This is a genomic window from Paraburkholderia sediminicola, assembly GCF_046027825.1.
In the GTDB taxonomy this organism is placed as follows: domain Bacteria; phylum Pseudomonadota; class Gammaproteobacteria; order Burkholderiales; family Burkholderiaceae; genus Paraburkholderia; species Paraburkholderia sediminicola_D.
The window spans coordinates 121,602-141,824 of sequence record NZ_JAQQDU010000001.1 but is presented as its reverse complement, the minus strand read 5'-3'; the positions used below and the strand labels follow the sequence as shown (position 1 = coordinate 141,824).

Annotated in this window: 15 protein-coding genes; 11 read left to right on the top strand and 4 right to left on the bottom strand. The window is 60.9% G+C overall.

All coding sequences use genetic code 11. The annotated features are described in order from the left end of the window. The first annotated feature begins 12 nt into the window (after window positions 1–12). The 4 genes from PQQ96_RS00595 (at window position 13) to PQQ96_RS00580 (ending at window position 5,740) form a co-directional block, all read left to right on the top strand. The gene (locus PQQ96_RS00595) at window positions 13–1,170 is read left to right on the top strand and encodes a DSD1 family PLP-dependent enzyme (protein WP_408287383.1); all 1,158 of its coding nucleotides are present in this window, start codon (window positions 13–15) and stop codon (window positions 1,168–1,170) included. A gap of 129 nt (window positions 1,171–1,299) precedes the next feature. After that, a complete protein-coding gene (locus tag PQQ96_RS00590) occupies window positions 1,300–2,931 on the top strand; it encodes a serine hydrolase domain-containing protein (RefSeq protein WP_408287380.1) in 1,632 nt (543 codons plus the stop codon). Window positions 2,932–3,033: 102 nt separating this feature from the next. Then, complete coding sequence (locus PQQ96_RS00585) at window positions 3,034–4,662, top strand: serine hydrolase domain-containing protein (protein WP_408287378.1); 1,629 nt, start codon at window positions 3,034–3,036, stop codon at window positions 4,660–4,662. Window positions 4,663–4,807: 145 nt separating this feature from the next. Continuing rightward, window positions 4,808–5,740, top strand: a complete 933-nt coding sequence (locus PQQ96_RS00580; RefSeq protein ID WP_408287375.1) for an alpha/beta hydrolase — start codon at window positions 4,808–4,810, stop codon at window positions 5,738–5,740. 127 nt (window positions 5,741–5,867) lie between these two features. On the opposite strand, the gene dsdA is transcribed toward PQQ96_RS00580, so the two are convergent. Both dsdA and PQQ96_RS00570 read right to left on the bottom strand, forming a co-directional pair. Further along, window positions 5,868–7,178, bottom strand: a complete 1,311-nt coding sequence (gene dsdA / locus PQQ96_RS00575) for a D-serine ammonia-lyase (RefSeq protein WP_408287372.1) — start codon at window positions 7,176–7,178, stop codon at window positions 5,868–5,870. 144 nt (window positions 7,179–7,322) lie between these two features. Next, window positions 7,323–9,401: a TonB-dependent receptor gene (locus PQQ96_RS00570; RefSeq protein ID WP_408287621.1), complete on the bottom strand. Its 2,079-nt coding sequence runs from the start codon at window positions 9,399–9,401 to the stop codon at window positions 7,323–7,325. Window positions 9,402–10,019: 618 nt separating this feature from the next. On the opposite strand from PQQ96_RS00570, the gene PQQ96_RS00565 reads away from it, so the two are divergent. Both PQQ96_RS00565 and PQQ96_RS00560 read left to right on the top strand, forming a co-directional pair. Continuing rightward, entirely contained in the window at window positions 10,020–11,507 is a 1,488-nt protein-coding gene (locus PQQ96_RS00565) for a M81 family metallopeptidase (RefSeq protein ID WP_408287370.1), read from the top strand. Window positions 11,508–11,637: 130 nt separating this feature from the next. Further along, window positions 11,638–12,729, top strand: coding sequence for a M14 family metallopeptidase (locus tag PQQ96_RS00560; RefSeq protein WP_408287368.1), 1,092 nt, complete (start codon window positions 11,638–11,640; stop codon window positions 12,727–12,729). Window positions 12,730–12,886: 157 nt separating this feature from the next. Here the strand turns inward: PQQ96_RS00560 and PQQ96_RS00555 are convergent, their stop codons facing one another. After that, entirely contained in the window at window positions 12,887–13,972 is a 1,086-nt protein-coding gene (locus PQQ96_RS00555) for a porin (RefSeq protein ID WP_408287365.1), read from the bottom strand. Between the two features lie 441 nt (window positions 13,973–14,413). Here PQQ96_RS00555 and PQQ96_RS00550 point away from each other — a divergent pair, with 441 nt between their 5' ends. The 5 genes from PQQ96_RS00550 to antB all read left to right on the top strand — a co-directional run bounded on the left by PQQ96_RS00550 (window position 14,414) and on the right by antB (window position 19,036). After that, entirely contained in the window at window positions 14,414–15,202 is a 789-nt protein-coding gene (locus PQQ96_RS00550) for an alpha/beta fold hydrolase (protein WP_408287363.1), read from the top strand. 289 nt (window positions 15,203–15,491) lie between these two features. Further along, on the top strand, window positions 15,492–16,511 hold the full coding sequence (gene benC / locus PQQ96_RS00545; RefSeq protein WP_408287360.1) for a benzoate 1,2-dioxygenase electron transfer component BenC: 1,020 nt from the start codon (window positions 15,492–15,494) through the stop codon (window positions 16,509–16,511). 98 nt (window positions 16,512–16,609) lie between these two features. Continuing rightward, window positions 16,610–17,050: a bacteriohemerythrin gene (locus tag PQQ96_RS00540; RefSeq protein WP_408287357.1), complete on the top strand. Its 441-nt coding sequence runs from the start codon at window positions 16,610–16,612 to the stop codon at window positions 17,048–17,050. Window positions 17,051–17,153: 103 nt separating this feature from the next. Next, on the top strand, window positions 17,154–18,548 hold the full coding sequence (antA, locus tag PQQ96_RS00535; RefSeq protein ID WP_408287355.1) for an anthranilate 1,2-dioxygenase large subunit: 1,395 nt from the start codon (window positions 17,154–17,156) through the stop codon (window positions 18,546–18,548). Next, on the top strand, window positions 18,548–19,036 hold the full coding sequence (gene antB, locus PQQ96_RS00530; protein WP_408287619.1) for an anthranilate 1,2-dioxygenase small subunit: 489 nt from the start codon (window positions 18,548–18,550) through the stop codon (window positions 19,034–19,036). Before antA ends, antB begins: the two co-directional genes overlap by 1 nt. A gap of 71 nt (window positions 19,037–19,107) precedes the next feature. Here antB and PQQ96_RS00525 read toward each other — a convergent pair whose 3' ends face one another. Continuing rightward, window positions 19,108–20,124 carry an AraC family transcriptional regulator gene (locus tag PQQ96_RS00525; RefSeq protein WP_408287352.1) on the bottom strand — a complete coding sequence of 339 codons (1,017 nt, stop codon included), beginning with the start codon at window positions 20,122–20,124 and terminating at the stop codon, window positions 19,108–19,110. Window positions 20,125–20,223 lie beyond the last annotated feature (99 nt).

Below are 20,223 nucleotides of genomic sequence, written 5' to 3'. Positions count from 1 at the left end.
CTACATTGAACTATGAGCAGCATTCACACTATCCAGGTGCTACCGGCAGCTAGTCCGGGGAATCCGATAACAAGCATCGATACACCTGCGCTACTGCTGGACGCTGACGCGTTCGAGCGCAATCTGGATGTCATGCAGGCGAGCGCCGATGCGGCGGGCGTAGCGTTGCGTCCGCATGCCAAAGCGCACAAATGCCCGGCGATCGCGCTCGCGCAGATCCAGCGCGGCGCAGTCGGCATCTGCTGCCAGAAGGTCAGCGAGGCACTGCCTTTCCTTCATGCCGGCATCACGGATATTCATATCAGCAACGAAGTCATCGGTTCGGCGAAGCTGGACCTGCTGGCGAGGATGGCGCTGCATGGGCGTTTCAGCGTGTGTGTCGACCACCCGGATCAGGTGATCGCGTTGGCGGCGGCGACCGCCGCGCACGGCAGCCGTATCGATGTCTTCGTCGAAATCAACGTCGGCCAGAACCGCTGCGGTGTAGCCGATGCCAGGCAGGTGTTGCAATTGCTGGAGGTGATGTCCGCCCATGCTCAACTGACGTTCAAAGGCTTGCAGGCCTACCAGGGCAGTATCCAGCACATCCGCGACTATGCCGAGCGGCGTGACGCCGCGGGGCTCGCCGCGGCTCGCACGGCCGAAGTCGTCGACGCACTCCGCCGTGATGGAGTGGTCTGCGCGGTTGTCACCGGTGGTGGCAGCGGCAGCGTCGAGTTCGATCTCGCCAGTGGGGTCTACACCGAAGTGCAGCCCGGCTCTTACGCCTTCATGGATGGGGACTACAGTCGCAACGTCTATAGCGATGCACTGCGCTTCGAACACAGCCTGTTTCTCGCCACGTCGGTGATCAGCGTGGGCAATAGCGATGCCGGACAGATCGTAGTGGTCGACGCGGGACTCAAGTCTCTCGCCGTCGATTCCGGTTTGCCGACGGTTTGGAGCGATGACGGCGCAAGCAGTACCTTGCACTACACGGTCGTGAACGACGAACATGGCAGTGTGCAGATGCTGAATCGCGACGTTGTCAAACCTGCGCTGGGCAGCCAGCTTCTACTGGTGCCAGGCCATTGCGACCCGACGCTCAATCTGCATGACGAGATCATTGTGTTTCGCGGGGGACGCGTTGAGGTCATATGGCCAGTGAGTGCGCGCGGTCATAGCCGTTAGACGGGTGCCTTCGCGGAGATTCTCATATTTTTGGTTCGCCCGGTTTGAAAATGATTCTATGTTGGAAAGTTCTCCAACGTACTACTAACTGTTGCGCCTCTGTGGCGCTATGTCTTGTGGAGAGGCGTCATGGTGGTTCAAGCGTTGAATGTGAATGTCAGTGCCCTTGACGAGATTTTTGCACCCTTCAATCGCAGCGATGTGCCGGGTCTGGTGGTGGGCATTGCGCAGCACGGCAAGCTGTTGTACCGGCGCGGTTTCGGGCTCGCCAGCCTGGAGCACGCAGTGGCCAATACGCCGGGCACCCGCATGCGGATCGGCTCGATCAGCAAGCACTTTGCCGCTCTGCTGACTCTGCTGCTGGTCGAGCAGGGCAAACTCAGTCTCGACGCGCCTATCCGAACCTACATTCCGGAGCTCACCGGCCCGGGCGGCGACCCCACGGTCCGGCAAATCCTGATGCATCGCGGCGGCTCGCGCTGCTATCTCGACATTGGCTTCCTCTGCCGCGGGTTAGCGATTGCACCGCTGGGTACCGCGCTGGCCACGCAGGTTCGCCAGACGGGTCGCAACTTCGCGCCCGGCGACATGATGATTTACAACAACGGCGGTTATCACCTGGTTTCGATCGCGATCGAACGGGTGGGCGGCGCGTCGTTCGAATCCCAACTCAAGCAGCGCCTGTTCAACCCCTTGGGGATGTTCGATACCGAGTCGATCCCAAGCGACTACTGCATCACGCCCGGCATTGCGACGATGCACACGCCGGCGCCGGGTGGCGGCTGGCGGCGCGGTCTGTTTCCTTCGGAGGAGAACCGCGGCGAGGGCGCCATCGTCTCGACAATCGACGACATGCTGCGCTGGACCGAACATCTTCGTACGCAAGACCGGTTCGGCTCGGCCGCGACCTGGGCGGCGCTGATTGAGCTTGCACCCTTTCCAGACGAAACCGTCGGAGCTTATGCACTGGGTTTAATGGTCCAGTCTTATCGGGGTGTACGAATCGTGCATCACTCCGGCGGTGTGGTCGGCGGGTCGAGCCAGATGCTCACGGCGCCCGACCACGGGCTCGACATCATGATCATGGCCAATGGCGCACCCGCGTGCTATCCGGTGAAGCTGGCCGAGCAGGCGCTCGATCTCATCCTCGCCGACCATCTGGGTGAGCGCATACCCACGATCGCGGCGGCCGACTACAAGGACCTGCTCGGCGACTGGTGGTCTGCGGACACCGGCATGATCTACGGCCTGGTCGACGAGGAGGGCGTGCTGAAGCTGTCGCTGTGCAGCAGTCCGAAAGGGTTTCCGCTGGAGAAAGTAATGAACGGCCGGGCGGTTGCGCGGGGCGTCGGTGCGGGCATGGGCGATGTCGAAATCGGGCTGGACGCAGCCGCGCGCGGCGATGGGCTGACGGTCAGGTTCGGCGGGCAATCCGCAGTCTATCGAAGGGTCGCGAGGGACCTCGCGAGCACTGAAGCCTTCGCCGAAGCGGTCACGGGGCAGTACTACAGCGTCGATGCCGACTGCACGGCTGTTATCGCCCGGGAGGGTGAACGCATCGTGCTTCGCTGCGGCGATGCTTACGGGAAAACCGTGAGCGATCTGGTTTGTCTGGGTGAGACACTTGCATGCACCGCGCCTTCTCTCGCGGGATGGTCCTGCGCGTTAAGTTTTTCGAAGCAGGACGGGCGAATGAGCGGCTTCCAGATCAACTCGGGGCGGACGCGGAATCTCTCGTTCGAACGAAAGCAGGCAGGCTGAGTCCCGATCCTGGTCCTGGTTGGACATTCGAGTGCATTGAATGTCCATGTTGGCAAAAATGACTATCGCGCCGCTATGGCGGCAAATCTGTGGAGAAGCACGATGGTGGTTCCAGAGTTGAAGGTGGATGTCAGCAGTGCCCTTGACGGTCTTTTTGCTCCTTTCAATCGCAGTGATGCACCAGGTCTGGTGGTGGGCATTGCGCAGCACGGCAAGCTGTTGTACCGGCGTGGCTTCGGGCTCGCCAGCCTGGAGCACGCAGTGGCCAATACGCCGGGCACGCGCATGCGGATCGCCTCGATCAGCAAGCACTTCACCGCTCTCCTGGCGCTGCTGCTGGTCGAGGAAGGAAAACTCAATCTTGACGCGCCGATCCGAAGCGTCATTCCCGAACTCACTGGCCCAGGTGGCGACCCCACGGTCCGGCAACTCCTCCTGCACCGCGGCGGCTCCCGCTGCTTTGTCGATATCGGCATCCTGAGCCGTGGACTGGCGGTGCCACCGGTCGGGACCGGCCTTGCCACGCAGGTTCGCCAGATGGGGCGTAACTTCGCGCCCGGCGACACGATGCTTTACAACAACGGCGGCTATCACCTGGTTTCGATCGCGATCGAACGGGTGGGCGGTGCATCATTCGAATCCCAACTCAGGCAACGGCTGTTCCATCCCTTGGGGATGCTCGATACCGAGGCGATCCCAAGCGATTACAGCATCACGCCGGGCATTGCGACGATGCATACGCCGGCGCCGGGCGGCGGCTGGCGGCGCGGCCTGTTTCCTTCGGAGGAGAATCGCGGCGAGGGCGCCATCGTCTCGACAATCGACGACATGCTGCGCTGGACCGAACATCTTCGTACGCAAGACCGGTTCGGCTCGGCCGCGACCTGGACTGCGCTGACCGAGCTTGTGCCCTTTCCAGACGGAAGCGTCGGAGCTTATGCGATGGGTCTGGTGGTCGAGTCCTATCGGGGTGTGCGTGTCGTGCATCACTCCGGCGGGGTGATCGGCGCGTCGAGCCAGATGTTCACGGCGCCCGACCATGGGCTCGATATCGTGATCATGGCCAATGGCGCGCCCGGGTGCAGCCCGGTGAAGCTGGCCGAGCAGGCGCTCGATCTCATCCTCGCCGACCATCTGGGTGAGCGCGCGCCGACCATCGCGGCGGCTGACTACAAGGACCTGCTCGGCGACTGGTGGTCCGCGGATACCGGCATGATCTATGGCCTGCTCGACGAGGAGGGCGTGTTGAAGCTGTCGATGTGTGGGGCATCGCAAGGGGTGCCGTTGAGAAAAGCACCGGACGGACGGGTCATTTTTCCCGCCGTGGGCATGGGTGAGGTCGCACTCGGGCTGGACGATGCGGTTCGAAGCAATGCGTTGACGATCAGGTTCGGCGGACAATCCGCGGTCTATCGAAAGGTCACGAGAGACACCGCAGACGCTGAAGCTTTTGTCGATGCGGTCACGGGGCAGTACTACAGCGCCGACGCCGACTGCACAGCCGTTATCGCCCGGGACGGTGAACGCATCGTGCTTCGCTGCGGCGATGCCTACGGGCAAGCCGAGAGCGAGCTGATCTGTCTCGGTGAGACGCTTGCATGCCTCGCGCCCTCCGCGATGGGGTGGTGCGCCGCGTTCAGTTTTTCGAAGCAAGGTGGACGAATGATGGGATTCCAGATCAACTTGCCGCGCACCAGGCATCTCACGTTCGAGCGGAAGCAGATACGCTGAGTCCTGGCCGGTATCGGCTTATGCCACGAGTACACACGAAATCATGAATGCCAGTGACGGGACCGGAGCCCGTCACTTCTGTTTCGCAGCACGATGGAGTCTGCGTTGTGCAGACCCTAACCAATCATTGAGGTAGATGAAGCGTATGACGCAAGTTCAGCCTGTTTCGATCCCCAACACCCGGAAAATCGATTTTGTTTCCGGGGTCAATGGCCATCAATATTCGATCAGCGTGGCGTTGCCGTGGCTGCCTGCGCCCGAACGTGGCTACCGGGTGCTCTATGTGCTCGATGCGCATGCCTATTTCGCGAGCGCCGTGGAAGCCGTTCGTGCCAACGTGCACGATGTGGTTGTCGTGGGTATCGGTTATCCCAGCGATCCTGCTTTCATCAAAAAAGCCATTGAGCCGCTTGGGGCGTTGCCGGGATTGAACGAACTGACCTCGATGGCCTATGCCTTCGGGTTGAAGCGAATGTACGACCTCAGCTTGCCGGTCAGTGCCGATGTCCTTGCTACGCAACAGATACCGGGCTTCAATCTGACACCGGAACGGGTTGGCGGCCTCGACGATTTTCTTGCCACGATTGAAACGGAGGTCAAGCCTCGCGTCGCGGAGATGGTCTCCGTCGACAGCACGAACCAGGCGATCTTCGGGCATTCGCTGGGCGGTCTGGCTGTTCTCCACGCGTTATTTGTCGAACCGAACGCTTTTCGAACCTTTATCGCCGCGAGTCCGTCGATCTGGTGGAGCGAGAAAGCAGTGCTGGCGAATGAGGAAAAATTTTCGGCCGCAGTGAGTGCCGGGACCGTTAGTCCGCGAGTGCTCGTGACCATGGGCAGCGAAGAGGAGACGCCGACCCCTGTGCCGGCCGCGCTCGCTATGGCTCAGGCCGAACTCGACGCACGTGTTCGCAGCAACCGGATGGTCGGAAACGCGCGTGATCTCACCGCAAGATTGCAAGCCTTGCGCGGATCGGACGGTTATCAGGTCGAGGACTACGCGGTCTTCGCCAAACAGGGGCATGGGCTTGCAGCGTGGCCGGCGCTCGGTCGCGCGATCGACTTCGCTTTCAATTGAGCGGAACAGGTCGTCGCCCAGTGAGGCGTCGGAGCACGGGGTACCGCGTCCGTGTCATACCGGACGCTTCACTGGGTGTCGCCTGAAGACCTGAAGAGAGACGCTGGGGCGAACGTGGATCGACTTCTTAGTCGTGAGGGGCGTCCGGGGCTTTCGCGCGAGCCTGGAAGCGCCGATGCTCCTCGGGCGGCACCAATGATCCGCCCGTCGTCCAGATCACGTGCGTCGCGGCGCTCAGGTCGAGATTGCGTGCACGCAAGTAGTCGCGTCCGGCGGCCGACTCGCTTAGCCACGCCGGACCGCCGAGGCCTGCCACGGCCGATGGCTCAAGCTCGATCTCCATGGTCCGTTTGACCACGTGCAATTGCGTGTAGAGCTCGTCGTCGCTGACGGTAAATACGCCGGCGAGCTGAGCGGCCATGAGCGGGCTGACAAGATACGACGCCTGCCCGACCGCGAGTCCGTCGGCATCCGTGCGATTGTCGAGGCCGATGTCATACACGGACACCGGTTCATCGCAGCCGGCCGCCAGTTGAACCAGCATGCACGGTGACGCCACGGGCTCCGCGAAGAAGCAATGCACATGCGGGCCGAACAAGGCCGTCAGGCCGTAGGTGATGCCACCCGGCGCACCGCCGACGCCACACGGGATGTACACGAAGAGCGGATGCGCTGCGTCGACGATGCGGCCCGCCTCGGCAAGCTGCGTAGCCAGATGACGGGCCGCCGCTGCATAGCCGAGAAACAGCATCAACGAACCTTCGTCATCGACGAAATGACAGCGAGGCATGTCCAGCGCCTGCGCGCGCCCGCCCGCAACGGCCTGGGCATAGTCGCCCTCGTGCTCGACGACCCGAACGCCACGCTGCCTCAGGCGCTCCTTCTTCCACAGTTTCGCGTCGGTGGACATGTGCACGACCGCGTCGAACCCGAGCGCCGCCGCCATCACGCCGATACTCAAGCCGAGATTGCCGGTGCTGCCGACCGTGACCGTGTGCTGGGCAAACAGCGTCCGTGCCGACGGTGAGGCGAGGAGCCGGCGATCACTGGTCGCAGCCGCGAGGCCGTGTTCGATGGCGATCGACTCGGCCAGTGCCAACACCTCGTGAAAACCGCCGCGAGCCTTGATGGACCCTGCCACCGGCAACGCATCGTCGCGCTTGATGAACCACGCGCCCTGAGGCTTGTCCGGATCCGTCAGTGCGGCTTGCAGAGGGTCGGCGGATACCAGCGGGGACTCCACTCTCCCTGCGGTCGCGCGGAGTTCGGGAAACAGCTGCGCCATCAACGGCTCGCAGCGCGCCAGCCGCTTCTCGGCTTCGGTGATCTGGTCCGCCGTGGGCGCGTTCTCCGGCAAGGCGTGGCCGAGATTAGGGTTGAGCCACAGCAGCGGTTGCCGCGATCTTAGTTTGGATAACAAATCAGTGGATTCAAGCATGGACTATCTCAGTGAGGCCGGCTCGAATGGGCAACTCGTGTGACTGGGGGCAGAGCGCACCGCCCTTCGGTATGGTGGCGCGACCCGACGATGCAGGCCGCGCCACCGCGGAGACGCCGGCAATCTCCGCGCCCATGATCCGTTTTAGAACGGCACGTCAACCTGCATGCCGACTGTCAGCGGCTGGATAAAGACAACCGAGGCGGGGCCGCCGAGCGGAACGAAGGAGGTGCCTGCTGCTTGCATGCCGCGTCGGTTGAACAGGTTATGAACAAAGAAGGAGACGTTTGCCTTGCGCAGATCGATACCGGCACGCAGGTCCGTCGTGAAATAGCCCGGCATGCTGAAGTTCGGCGCGGTCTTGCTGCCGGGGAAGTTCGAGTTGCGTTGCCCGATATAGGCTTCGGTCGCGCCCACGTAGGCGCGATACGAGGCGACGTTGAAGAGATAGTCGACATTGAGCGTGGCAGAGAAATCGGGCGTATTGGGCAGGCGGTCGCCCGACACGGCCCCAATGCCCGGCACATCCTGGGTGAGCCGCGAGTCGAGATAGGTGAGGCCCGCGCCCAGATGCCACTGCGGCGTCGGATTCAGTGTGCCGAAGAACTCCAGGCCCCTCGAACGGGCCTTGCCGCCATTGGCCACCACACCGAGGGTGTTGATGATGGTATTGAGCTGGATGTTCTTCCATTCGATATCGAATGCCGAAACGGATAACGATGCGCGCTTATCGAGGAAGTCGGCCTTGTAGCCCACTTCATAACTGGTCAGCGTGTCGGGGTTGAACGTTCCCGGTGACATTTGCCCAGTGACAGGATCGCGATAGCTCGGCTGCGGACCGCCGGGGCGGTAGCCGCTTGCAATCCGCCCGTACAGGCTGCTGTTCTGCGTCACCAGGTAGCCGAGCGTGAAGAGATACGTCTTGCTCGTGTCAGCTGACTGACCAGGCTGATTCCCCGATCCGGCAAGCGGGCCGGACGCGATGGCACTGAATGTCTGATCGTTGTGGGCGACCCGCAAACCGGCGGTTGCGGACAATCGGCTGGTGAAGTGGTAGGTCAGATCGCCGTAGGCCGCATATTCCTTGTAGGTCGACGGAAACTGATTCGTGAGCAGATTGATCGATGTCGTGGGCCCCGTGGCGGTCAGAGACTGATTCTGGTTGCTGCGTTCGTCTGTGTAAAAAAGCCCTGCAATCCACTCGAGCTTGCGATTGGCCGGGGAGGTGAGGCGTAATTCCTGAGTGAACTTGTCCGTCGAGATAGCCAGATTCGCGGCAGCAGTACGAAACAGCGGCGCACCGAACTGGGCGTTCAGGAGTCCGGGATACACAGCGGAATCGTCGCTGGTCTGGCTGGAGCGTATGGTCTGATAGGCCGAAATGGCGTTCAGGCGTGCCCACCCGAAGTCGTACTCAATGTTCGCGGAGTAGAGCTCGATGATCTGGTCGAACGGTTCATCAACCAGCCGGTTCTGGGTAAGGTCGCCGTAGACCGGTTGCCGCGTGTAGAAATCGTAGTCGACGGACGCCGTGCCGTCGCGCTTGATCTGCTGCGTGGTCGCGGTCAGGCGTACCGTCAGGGCATTGGTTGGCGTGACTGTCAGGGATGCGCGGCCGCCGCGGGTGCTGGCGCCGTCCACTCCTTTTTCCGGATCGCTGCCGATACGGTTTACGTAACCGCCATCCTGCTGGTTGAATGCGCTGACTCGCAGGGCGGCGACATCCTGCTTGATCGGCACGTTCACCACCGCGCTCTCGGTATGGTTGAGGCTGCCGTGGTCGGTGCCCGAGAGCATGACGCCTGCATGACCGGTGACGCCGCCTTCGGTGTCCGGCTCATTAGTCACATATTTCAGCAGTCCGCCCATCGCGCCCGCACCGTACAGCGTGCCTTGCGGACCTCGCAGCAACTCGATGTGGTTGAGGTCGAGCAGCCCCATGTCCAGTGAAAGTTGTGAACCGGATCCATAGATCGTGCTGGAGCCAAACGGCACTTCGTCGACGTAGACACCGACCGTCGGCGAGATGTCAGTGCCGGTCGTGATCCCGCGCATGGTGATCTGGGCATTCCCCGCGCCCACCGAGGAGAGCGATACGCCCGGCTCCTTCGTCAGGTAATCGCGCATCGACGCGTCGCCTTTGCGTTGAAGTTCTTGCGAGCTCAACGCATTCACCTGCATCGGTACTTCACGCGCCGGCTCCCGACGGCGGTTCGCCGTAATTTCGACTGTGTTCAGGGTCGTGGCGTTGGCGGGTGCAGCGCTCTTGTGGGGCGCTTGAGGTGTGGCTGGCGCCGCTGCGCTGGTGGCGCTCGCCGCGACGGGTGCGGAAGCCGGCGTGGGAATGGCGGGAGCCGTTTGCGCATGCGCACACAGTACCGTCAGTCCGACGGCGGGCCCGACGAGCATCGACGCATAGCGCCCGCCCACGGGCCGCACGACAGCGCGACCATTGTTATGTTTTCCCCGCAAGGGCCTGTTCTGCTTGGTCTTTATACCCACGATGGGTCTCCTCCTTGAATTCCATGGTCTCGGTTCAACTGGCTGGAGTGACCCGGCCGGATTTTTGCAGCTCCTTGTACTGGGCCACGTGCACAAGGTAGCAAAAATTATCCTAAAAAGAAAAAGATTTTCAAAAATGGGTATTTGAGCCGTCTTGGACAACCTGGGAAAGCGCATCGTCCCGGTCGCGACCTGAGACTTTGCCGCGCGCCACGCGCTCGTGACGGGCTGGAGAGGGTGGAGTTTTCCTAAATGGAAATATTTTTATCGTTCTGTACAATGGAGGTATTGGCAGGGCGCCCCCCAGCCTGATGACAATTCGAGATCGAAAGAGACAAAATGAAATTCTTCATGGCTGGGCTCGACACCGAAACCAATACCTTTTCGCCTATCCCAACCGGGCGGCAAAGCTTCGAGCAGCTATTGCTCGCCTATGGAGACGCGACGCAGCGCCAACTGAACTGCTGCTCTGCCCAGCTTGCAACCTGGAAGGAGATGGCCGATGCGCGAGGCTGGACGGCGGTCGAAAGTCTCTGCGCGGTGGCGGAACCGGCCGGCATTACCAGCCGCGCCGTGTACGAAGAGTTTCGGGACAGGATCGTTGCGGATCTGAAGGCGGCAGGCACAGTCGATTTCGTTATCCTCGCGCTGCACGGCGCCATGGTGGCCGACGGCTATGACGACGTTGAAGGAGATTTGCTTAGCCATATCCGGCATGTTCTCGGCCCCGACCTGCCGATCGGCGTGGAACTGGATCTGCACGCTCACCTCACCCCGCTGATGCTCGACAAGGCCACGGCAATCGTGACGTACAAGGAGTACCCGCATGTCGATATCGAGATCTGTGCGGCCCAACTCTTCGAACTCGTTGCCGACACGGTAGCCGGCAAAGTCAGGCCCCGGATGGCGATGTTCGATTGCCGGATGCTAGGCATCTTCAGGACGCAGGATCAGCCGCTGCGCGAGTTCGTCGAAAGAATGAAAGCGATGGAAGGCGTCGACGGCATTCTCTCCGTATCTTTCGTGCATGGCTTCCCATGGGGCGATGTCGCGGATGTCGGCGCCAAGATGCTCGTGATTGCCGATGGTGACCAACGGAAGGCCGCTACCCTGGCCGCGGCACTGGGCGAGGAGGTCTGGAGCAAACGCGCAGCCCTGACGCCGGTTTTCAAATCGATAGACGAAGCGTTGGATCGCGCATGCGCCGCCGCCGAAGGGCCGATTGTTCTTGCAGATGTGTCCGATAACGCAGGTGGCGGTGCACCAGGCGATTCGACTTTTATTCTGCAGAGAATCCTGGAGCGGGGCATCGACAACGTCATTAGCGCCCTGTACTGGGATCCGGTTGCGGTCCGTTTCTGCCAGGAGGCTGGCGAAGGCGCGAGACTGAAACTTCGCATCGGCGGTAAAGTCGGTGCCGCGTCGGGCCAGCCGCTGGATCTGGACGTTACCGTGCGCCGGATCGCGTCCGGCATCACGCAGCGATTCGGCCTCGTCCCCATCAGTATCGGCGACGCAGTATGGGTTAGCACCGGCAACGTCAATCTGATTCTGAACACGCATCGAACGCAGGTCTTCCACCCTGAATTCATCGTCGCCTTGGGACTCGATCCGAGTCAGTTCCGCCTCATCGTCGTGAAGTCCCTCAATCACTTCCACGCGGCCTTTGCCCCGCTCGCCAAAGACATTATTCACGTCGACGCGCCGGGCGCGCTCGAAAGAGACTTTGCTACCCGGCCTTATGCAAAGGCGGCCAGATCATTGTGGCCTGCTACAGACGATCCGTTTGCGGACACGCAGATGGGCCAGGGGAGTGATGCGGCGTAGCGGGTGCGAGTCTTTCGCGAGTCCGGCTTGCAGGCCGGCGGAGCGAGTGAGAACGCCCCAGCAATATTGTCCGGCGAGGAACAGAATGGCTTAATCGCTTAACTTTCATACAAAGATTGGAGACCTGGACATGGCGGTGCAAAATTATTTTTCAGCCACATACGTCGAAGCGCGGGAAAAATTTATCAGGGCGGCTCAAGCCCTGGGCATGACCGTTGAGCGCGCATTTCATCCGCACAAGATCGGGCCCGATGGCGCGGCGCTTTCGATTGACTCAGCCCTGTTCTCGCCCGACAACGCCAGGTCACTGCTCGTCTTGACGTCTGGAACGCACGGCGTGGAGGGCTTTTGCGGATCGGGTTGTCAGGTCGGCTTGCTGAACGACGCCGATTTTCTGGACGAACTGCGGGATAAGGCGGTCGCGCTGCTCCTCATTCACGCTGTCAATCCTTATGGGTTTGCGCATCTGCGCAGAGTGAACGAAGACAACGTCGACCTGAATCGCAACTGCACTGATTTCAGCACCGCTGTCGGCGCCAACCCGGATTACAGGGAACTCGACGCATTGCTCCTGCCCGAGACGTGGCCTCCGACGGATGCCGATAATGACGCGTTTGCCAACTACATCCGGCAGCATGGCGAGCGCAAGCTGCGCGAGACCGCAACGAAGGGGCAATACGAGGTGCCTGACGGCATGTTCTACGGCGGAAATTCGCGGTGCTGGAGCACACGTGAGGTCGATGCGATTCTCGGCGCGCACCTGCCCAACTACGATCGTCTGGCGTGGGTGGACATCCATACCGGTCTCGGCGCCCATGGTCACGGCGAGAAAATCTTCATGAGAGACGACATGCCCGAACTGCGGCGAGCGCGTAACTGGTGGGGCGCCGATGTCAAACAGATCGTCGACCCACGTTCAGTTTCAGCCGTCATCGACGGGCCGTTGATGAATACCGTCTACGACGGATTCCCGACAGTCGAAAAGACCACGCTCGGCCTCGAATTTGGAACCTATGAGACGTCGCGGGTTTTGCATGCGCTACGCGCGGACCATTGGCTGCATCGTCATCCGGACGCATCCGCTGAACAGTCTGAGCAGATCCGCCGGGACCTGAAAGACGTCTTCTATTGCGATAACGACGCATGGAAAGGCATGGTGTTCGCACAGGCGCGCGTCGTCGCACTGCAGGCGATTTTTGGTCTTTCAGGGAAGGGCGACTGAGCCCGTTTCTCCCATTCGCACTTGCGCATTCGCTACGACGGCTTTCGGCAATTCAACGGCCCTTCGGTCAATCACCTTCCGCAAAAAAAAACCGCACGCGTCTCATGACAGGTGCGGTCCGTTCTGAGCAGGAGGCCCGGCAGGCCGGGCCGTGCGATCAGAAGATGTTGCGCAGGCCGAGTGCAACACCGGTCTGGTTGTTGCGGCCCGGGTAGTCCGCAAGAAACGCACCGGTGCCACGGGTGAAGTCGACCGTTCCGTACACCTCGGTGCGCTTCGACAACGAATACTCCGCGAGCAGCGTGCCCGAGTAGTTGATGCCGGCGCCGAGCGTGCCATCGAGCGTTGCCGCATTGCGCGCATGATCGTAGTAACCGGCCAGCGTAAGCGCCAGCACCGGCGTGGCTTGCCACGTCGAGCCGACGTAGAAGCTGTCATCGATGCGGTTCGGGCTGACGTGCGTCAGCACGGGTGCGCCGGCCTGCTGCTCGTCGCCGTCGACAAGCCCGGTGTTGTCCTGCGAATGCAGCCAGCCCGCGAGGAGCTTGACCGCCGGCGTGATTGCATAGACTGCACTGACGTTGATGATGTTGAACTTCTTGCCGGCGTTATCGTTCTGCTGGAAGCCAACGTCGGCCGAGAGGGGACCCACGTCATACGACGCTGTCAGGCCGTACATGCTGTTCTCGCCGGTGCTGCCCGCCACGCCACCAAAGCCGTACATGCCTTCCACGTGCAGACCGCCAAACTGGCCGGTGTACTTGGCCGAGCTGTTGGTGAACAGGTATCGTCCGACCGGGTTATAGACCCAGCTATCCTGCCAGAAGTCGCCGACGGTCATCGGATCATACGTGTTGCCCATCACGTCGAAGAACGGCGTTTGCTGGCGGCCGAAGGTCAGCGTGCCGTACTGGTTGTTCGAGAGTCCGACGTACGCATTGCGCTGGAACAGCGTGTTGTTGCTGTTGTCGAGCTTGCCGGACCAGAGCTGGAACTGGTTTTCGAGCTTGAAGACCGCCGACGTGCCGCCGCCCAGATCTTCAGAGCCTTTCAAGCCGAAACGGCTCGGGGTCTCGACACCTTCACCCATCGATACCTGAGAATCGTTGTTCGAGTTGGCGTTTGTCAGGTAACGCACGCTCGTGTCGACGAGACCGTACAGGGTGACCGAGCTTTGTGCGAAAGCGGACTGGGCCGACAGGGCGAGTAGACCTGCACCGACTGCCGCGAGTGTTTTTTTCATGAAATGTCCCGATTGTTTTCATTTAGCTAACTGCGCGTGAGCGTGCGCTGACATTAGTGGCGCAAGCCCGACGCGCTAGGTGTGGCGATCATATTTCGAGACAATTAATGTCGCAATAATTCGGAGCCAATGTCGTCCGCTCGCAACGGGCATTGACTTCCGCGAGGAAAATGCAACGAGCGTGTTACCGGGACTGTGTGTGATGACGAGCGGCTTTCGCCTGCGAGGAGCGCCGACACGGCCGTTAGTGGACCGGTTTACTTCGTAAGGGACGTGATGGCGAACCACGCAAACGTGACGCCTATGCCAAAAGAGATAGGCAATCCGGGTGATGGATTCCACCGCTTGGTCAACCAGACTACAGACGTGCGATTGACCTCCGTCAGCAGTAATTCCTGAGAGGGCATGCACTTCCATCACCCTTTATAGAAGAGGTATCAGATGCGATCCAATACTCTCCCTTCCTTGCGCTCACTGCTTGGCGTGCTGGTCTTCAGCTCGCTGGCGGTCGGTGTCACGGAACACAGCAATGCCGTCGCCGCCGAGCCCGTCAAAAATGTGGTGCTGGTCCATGGCGGCTTCGTCGATGGTGGTGGCTGGGAAGCGGTGTACAAGCTGCTGAAGGCCAAAGGCTACAACGTCAGCATCGTGCAGAACCCCACGACCACTTTGGCCGCCGATGTGGCGGCGACGAAAGCCGTGGTGGACGCACAGGATGGCCCCGTGGTTCTGGTAGGCCACTCATACGGCGGTGTGGTCATCACGGAGGCCGGCAACGACCCCAAGGTCTCGCGCCTGGTCTACATCGCCGCGTTCGCTCCGGACAAAGGCGAATCCGTTCAGAAGCTCATCGCCAACCCGCCTGCCGGCGCGCCGGTGCCCCCCATCCTGCCGCCGGTCAATGGCTTCCTGATGCTGGACAAGGCGAAGTTCGCCCAGGCGTTCGCCGGCGACGTGAAGCCTGAGCGTGCCGCGTTCCTGGCGAACGCCCAGGTGCCGTGGGGTGTGGAAGCGCTCGCGGGTGAAGTCACTACGCCTGCCTGGCGTGAGAAGCCGAGCTGGTATCTGGTCACGACCCACGACCATATGATCCCGCCGGACGCCCAGCGTGCGATGGCCAAACGCGCGGACGCCACGGTGGTTGAAGCGCCGGGCAGCCATGCCGTGTACGAGTCGAGGCCGGCTGACGTTGCGGCGCTCATCGAGAAGGCCGCCTCGGCGAAGGAATAAGTACGTCGCAGTACGTTGCAAAACGTCCTTCGAGCCTCGGCCCGGAGGGCGTCCTGCCTGGCAAGAACCGGACAGAGCAATTGTGTCCTGCAGCAGATTCCGGATAGCCCGGTTACCCCGGTCCCCCTAGACTTCCATCAACAGCTGTGTGATTCGGTGATTGCACGTCGTTAGCCCCCGGTCCAGCCGATCCTTGCCTGCGAGCGCAGTGAGCGGGTGGCTGACTGAGCGAAGAAGCGTCAATGCGAACGAATCTGCAATAACGGCCTATCAGATTGGAGACATGGTAATGAGTTTTAACATCGCGCTCAATTTCGAGGACGGCGTAACCCGATTCGTCAATTGCGGCAGTACGGAATCCGTGGTGGACGCGGCCTATCGTCAGGGCATCAACATCCCGATGGACTGCCGGGAGGGTGCCTGCGCTACATGCAAGTGCCGTGTCGAATCCGGCAGCTATTCGCTCGGCGACTACATCGACGATGCGCTCAGCAGCAGTGAAGCGGATCAGGGCTACGCGCTGGCATGCCAGATGCGACCGACGGCCGATTGCGTCGTGCTCGTGCCGACCAGTTCAACCGCCTGCAACACCAGGCAGGAAAGCTACGTTACCCAAATCAAGGAAGTGCGCCGACTCTCCGAAAGCACGTTCTCGCTCGTGCTTCAGGGTGATGCCCTCAAGGACCTGGTGTTCCTCCCGGGCCAGTACGCCAACCTGCAGGTTCCGGGCGAGGAGCAGCGCCAACGCGCCTACTCGTTTAGCGCGATGACGGCACGCAGCGACAGCGTGACGTTCCTGATTCGCAATGTCCCTGGCGGCCTGATGAGCAATTTCCTCAAGGAGCGGGCGAAGCCGGGCGGCGAGTTGATCATGAACGGGCCGTTCGGGAGCTTCTACCTGCGCCCGCAGGTGCGGCCGCTTCTCTTGCTGGCGGGCGGCACAGGTCTCGCGCCGTTCCTTGCGATGCTCGACAAGATTGTCGCGGCCGGCAGCAGTCCGTTCCCGATTCACCTGATTTATGGCGTCAACACCGATCGGGACATCGTAGAGATCGACAAGCTCGAGGCTTTCACGCGTGCGATCCCGAACTTCACTTTCGAAGTCTGCGTCGTGGACACAAACAGCGAGAGGCCGAAGAAGGGCTACGTCACGCATCACATCGAACCGGCGCACCTCAACGACGGCGACGTCGATATCTACCTGTGCGGCCCTCCGCCGATGGTCGAAGCGGTTGCCCAGTATCTACGCGACGTGGACGTGAAGTCGCCATCGTTCCATTTCGAGAAATTTGCCGCGAGCATCAGCTAGCTCGCCTTGTTAACCGACCCGCGTGTTTGCTCGGCCTACTCGCGTTCGAGTTGCAAGCTCAGTAGGTGTAGCGCAGCGGGATTAAAGAAGGAATGCTGATGGATATCGCCACCCACCTTGATTGGAACGACCGTCATTTAATTGGGCATCAGGCGATAGATGACAGTCATCGGGAGTTCGTGACGCTGGTGAATGCGATCCTCCGCGCGGACGATCAGCGAGTCCCTGCAGCGCTTGACGCTTTTGTCCGTCACATCGAGGCGCATTTCGGGCTTGAAGAACATCTGATGAGGACCTCCGGCTATCCGGCGACGGACTGTCACATCGAGGAACACGAGAAAGTGCTGGCGTCAGTGCGCGAGGTGCACGTGCTGGTGAACGCCGGCGATGCCGGAGTAGGCCGCGAGCTGGCTGAGGCTCTGGCGGACTGGTTTCCGGGTCACTCTGACTATATGGATTCCGCGCTCGCGGCCTGGGTCGTGAAGAAAGCCTCTGGCGGCGCGCCGGTTGTGTTGCGCCGCGCGATGCAACTCACTTGACCTTGCCTGGTGAAGAAAAGGTAACGACGGATGCGATCCGGGCGCCAGGCGTAGGCCATTCAATCGATCGCAGCACCGTCATCGGCAGTTGAAAGGAGATTTCATGTCTATCGTACGAACAGAAAAAGAGTGGCGAGAGTTCGTCACAGGTTGCCTGGACTTCCGTCCGGACGACAATGTCTACCGGGTGGCCCGGGCTATGTTTACCGAACCCGAGCTGTTCGAACTCGAGATGGAGATGATCTTCGAGAAGAACTGGATCTACGCCTGTCACGAGAGCGAGATCAGCAAGCCGCATGACTACGTCACCATGCAGGCCGGGCGCCAGCCGATGATCATCACGCGCAGTGCGAACGGCGAGCTGAACGCGCTTGTCAACGCGTGCGCCCATCGCGGCGCGACGCTGACCCGGATGAGCAAAGGGCATCAGTCCACGTTCACATGCTCTTTTCATGCATGGACGTTTCGCTCCGACGGCAAGCTATTGAAAGTGAAGGCGCCGTCCGAGTACCCCGAGGGATTCGACCTTTCCCAGCGTGACTTGAAGAAGGCGCGCGTCGCGAGCTACAAGGGCTTTGTCTTCGTGAATCTCGATAACGAGGGCACGATATCGCTCGAGGACTACCTGGGCGATGCCACGGCCTTTCTCGACCTGATGGTCGCGCAGTCGCCGACGGGCGAGCTCGAGGTGCTGCCGGGCAAGGGTCACTACACCTATGCCGGCAACTGGAAGTTGCAGAACGAAAACGGCCTCGATGGCTATCACGTCAGCACCGTACACTACAACTACGTCTCCACGGTCACGCATCGCATGGAGATCAACGCGAAGAAGGCCTCGGACATCAACAATACGCTCGACTACCGCAAGCTCGGGGCCGGCGACGACGCGACTGACGACGGCTGGTTCTCGTTTCCCAATGGCCACAGTGTGCTGTTCAGCGAAATGCCGAATCCGGATGTGCGTCCCGGCTACGCAACCATCATGCCCCGCCTCGTCAAGGAGTATGGCCAGAAGAAGGCGGAATGGATGATGAACCGGCTGCGCAATCTGAACGTCTATCCAAGCCTGTTCTTTATGGATCAGATCAGCTCGCAGTTGCGGATCATTCGACCCGTCGCCTGGAATAAAACGGAGATCCTCAGTCAGTGCATTGGCGTCAAGGGCGAGTCCGATGCGGATCGGGAAAACCGCATCCGCCAGTTCGAGGACTTCTTCAACGTCTCCGGCATGGGAACGCCCGACGATCTGACCGAGTTCCGCGAAGCCCAACGTGGTTTTCAAGGCCGGATGGAGAAGTGGAACGACATCTCCCGAGGCTGCGACAAGTGGATAACAGGCAGCACGCCGAATGCCGAAACGCTAGGCATCGCGCCTGTTCTCACCGGTGCAGAGCTGACTCACGAAGGGCTCTACGTCAACCAGCACGGCGCGTGGCGGGATGCGCTCGTCAAAGGACTAGAAGCCAGGATCCGCAATGCCGAAGGAGCGAAGCCATGATGGCCGATTTACAGCGTAGCGTGGAACAGTTCCTGTACCGGAAGTCGGAACTGTGCGACAGGCGTCAATGGGTTGACTATCTGGAACTGTTCGATGAGCACTCGGAGTTCCACATTCCCCAGTGGGACTCGGAACATGTGTACACCACCGACCCGAAGCGCAGCATGTCGCTGATCTATTACGCGGACCGCGCGGGTCTGGAAGACCGCGTGTTTCGCCTCGGGACCGGCAAGTCGGCGGCCTCTACGCCGTTGCCGCGCACTTTGCACCAGATCAGCAACGTGATGATCCAGCAGGTTTCCGATTCGCAACTGGAAGCGAGGTGCAAATGGGTCACCCACGTCTATCGATTCGGGCAGTCGTCGTATTTCTACGGGGATGCAACGTATCTGCTGAAGCCGGTTGGCTTTAGCTGGGTCATCCTTAAGAAGCACGTCGTTCTGCTTAACGACACCATCGATTCCGTGCTCGACTTCTATCACGTTTAAGGGGGTAAAGTGCGAACCGCCGCGCCGCTTCTTTTCGGCGCCGTCGCCTGCATTTCAGATGCGAGTCGGCGTTAGCGTTGCCGCCTTTTCTGGGTTTCGCGCGGCAATTCATTGAATCGCGCGAAATAGTACGCAGAGAAGCGCCCGAGATGCCCGAAGCCGAACATCAGCGCGGTGTCCGTGACGCTTGCTGTGGGATCGAGCAGCAGGCGGGCCCGGACGGCATCGAGGCGCATGTTGCGAAGCAGCTCCATAGGCGTCACGCCGTGATAGCGATGACACATCACGTTGAGCGTACGAAAACTGACGCCGGCCACACGTGCCAGATCTTCCAGCGATATCGGCGCGTGAAGCCGCGACTCGATATATTCGAGCATGGCGTCCATCTGCCTGATACCGCCGCTGTGCGCGCCGGAATCGTTCCGCGTGCTGCGGGAGTCGGCGGGTAGGAGCGCTGCCTGCGAGGCGGAGAGGGGGAGTTGATGGAGAACCAGAAACAGCGCCAGATTACGTTCGAAGTGATCGCGCCAGTCCGCCCGTATTCCGGGATCGCCGGACATCGACGAGATATTAAGCAATGACTGAACTAACAGGTCCCATTGCGAGCCGAGGTGCCGCGGGAGGAGAACGCCTGGCATGAGGCTGACGGTCTCGTCCTCCACTTTCCCTGAAACCTGCTGGATAAGCGAATTGGGAATTCTGACGATCAACTGCTGGGTGCCCGGCATCCAGCGAAGCCGGACGTCTTGCCTCGGCGCGAGCATTGCCGTGCGGCCTTCGGAAACACCCATGACGTGCCCGTCGCACTCGAATTCCGCGCACCCGGAAAGTGAGGTATGCAGCAGGGTGAAGCCTTCGAACGGGCGCGGCGTAACCTCCACTTCGGCGCCATACCGCAACTCATATATCTTCAGTTGATTCAATTCCCCCTTGAAGAGCGCCACATCCGGCACGCCTTGCTTCCAGCGCAGCACATGATCGGTCAATTCCTGTGTGACATAGTCGTGCGCCTCCACGTGCTTGTCGGACCTGAACAGGCAGTTCCGGTGCAGTGCCTCGAGTACCTCGGTCTTGGGGGACAATGCCATGTTTGCTCCGCTGAGTTTCGAACGCCAGGCGGCACCCGCACAGTCAGGGATGCTTGCCCGTTAGCTCAACAATTGCGCGCAAGGCACCTATCCGGATCA

Coding starts and splice junctions, on each gene's coding strand:
- PQQ96_RS00595 (WP_408287383.1), top strand. CDS start 13: ATGAGCAGCATTCACACTATCCAGGTGCTACCGGCAGCTAGTCCGGGG.
- PQQ96_RS00585 (WP_408287378.1), top strand. CDS start 3,034: ATGGTGGTTCCAGAGTTGAAGGTGGATGTCAGCAGTGCCCTTGACGGT.
- benC (WP_408287360.1), top strand. CDS start 15,492: ATGAGTTTTAACATCGCGCTCAATTTCGAGGACGGCGTAACCCGATTC.
- PQQ96_RS00580 (WP_408287375.1), top strand. CDS start 4,808: ATGACGCAAGTTCAGCCTGTTTCGATCCCCAACACCCGGAAAATCGAT.
- PQQ96_RS00565 (WP_408287370.1), top strand. CDS start 10,020: ATGAAATTCTTCATGGCTGGGCTCGACACCGAAACCAATACCTTTTCG.
- PQQ96_RS00590 (WP_408287380.1), top strand. CDS start 1,300: ATGGTGGTTCAAGCGTTGAATGTGAATGTCAGTGCCCTTGACGAGATT.
- antA (WP_408287355.1), top strand. CDS start 17,154: ATGTCTATCGTACGAACAGAAAAAGAGTGGCGAGAGTTCGTCACAGGT.
- PQQ96_RS00550 (WP_408287363.1), top strand. CDS start 14,414: ATGCGATCCAATACTCTCCCTTCCTTGCGCTCACTGCTTGGCGTGCTG.
- PQQ96_RS00560 (WP_408287368.1), top strand. CDS start 11,638: ATGGCGGTGCAAAATTATTTTTCAGCCACATACGTCGAAGCGCGGGAA.
- dsdA (WP_408287372.1), bottom strand. CDS start 7,178: ATGCTTGAATCCACTGATTTGTTATCCAAACTAAGATCGCGGCAACCG.
- PQQ96_RS00555 (WP_408287365.1), bottom strand. CDS start 13,972: ATGAAAAAAACACTCGCGGCAGTCGGTGCAGGTCTACTCGCCCTGTCG.
- PQQ96_RS00540 (WP_408287357.1), top strand. CDS start 16,610: ATGGATATCGCCACCCACCTTGATTGGAACGACCGTCATTTAATTGGG.
- antB (WP_408287619.1), top strand. CDS start 18,548: ATGGCCGATTTACAGCGTAGCGTGGAACAGTTCCTGTACCGGAAGTCG.
- PQQ96_RS00525 (WP_408287352.1), bottom strand. CDS start 20,124: ATGGCATTGTCCCCCAAGACCGAGGTACTCGAGGCACTGCACCGGAAC.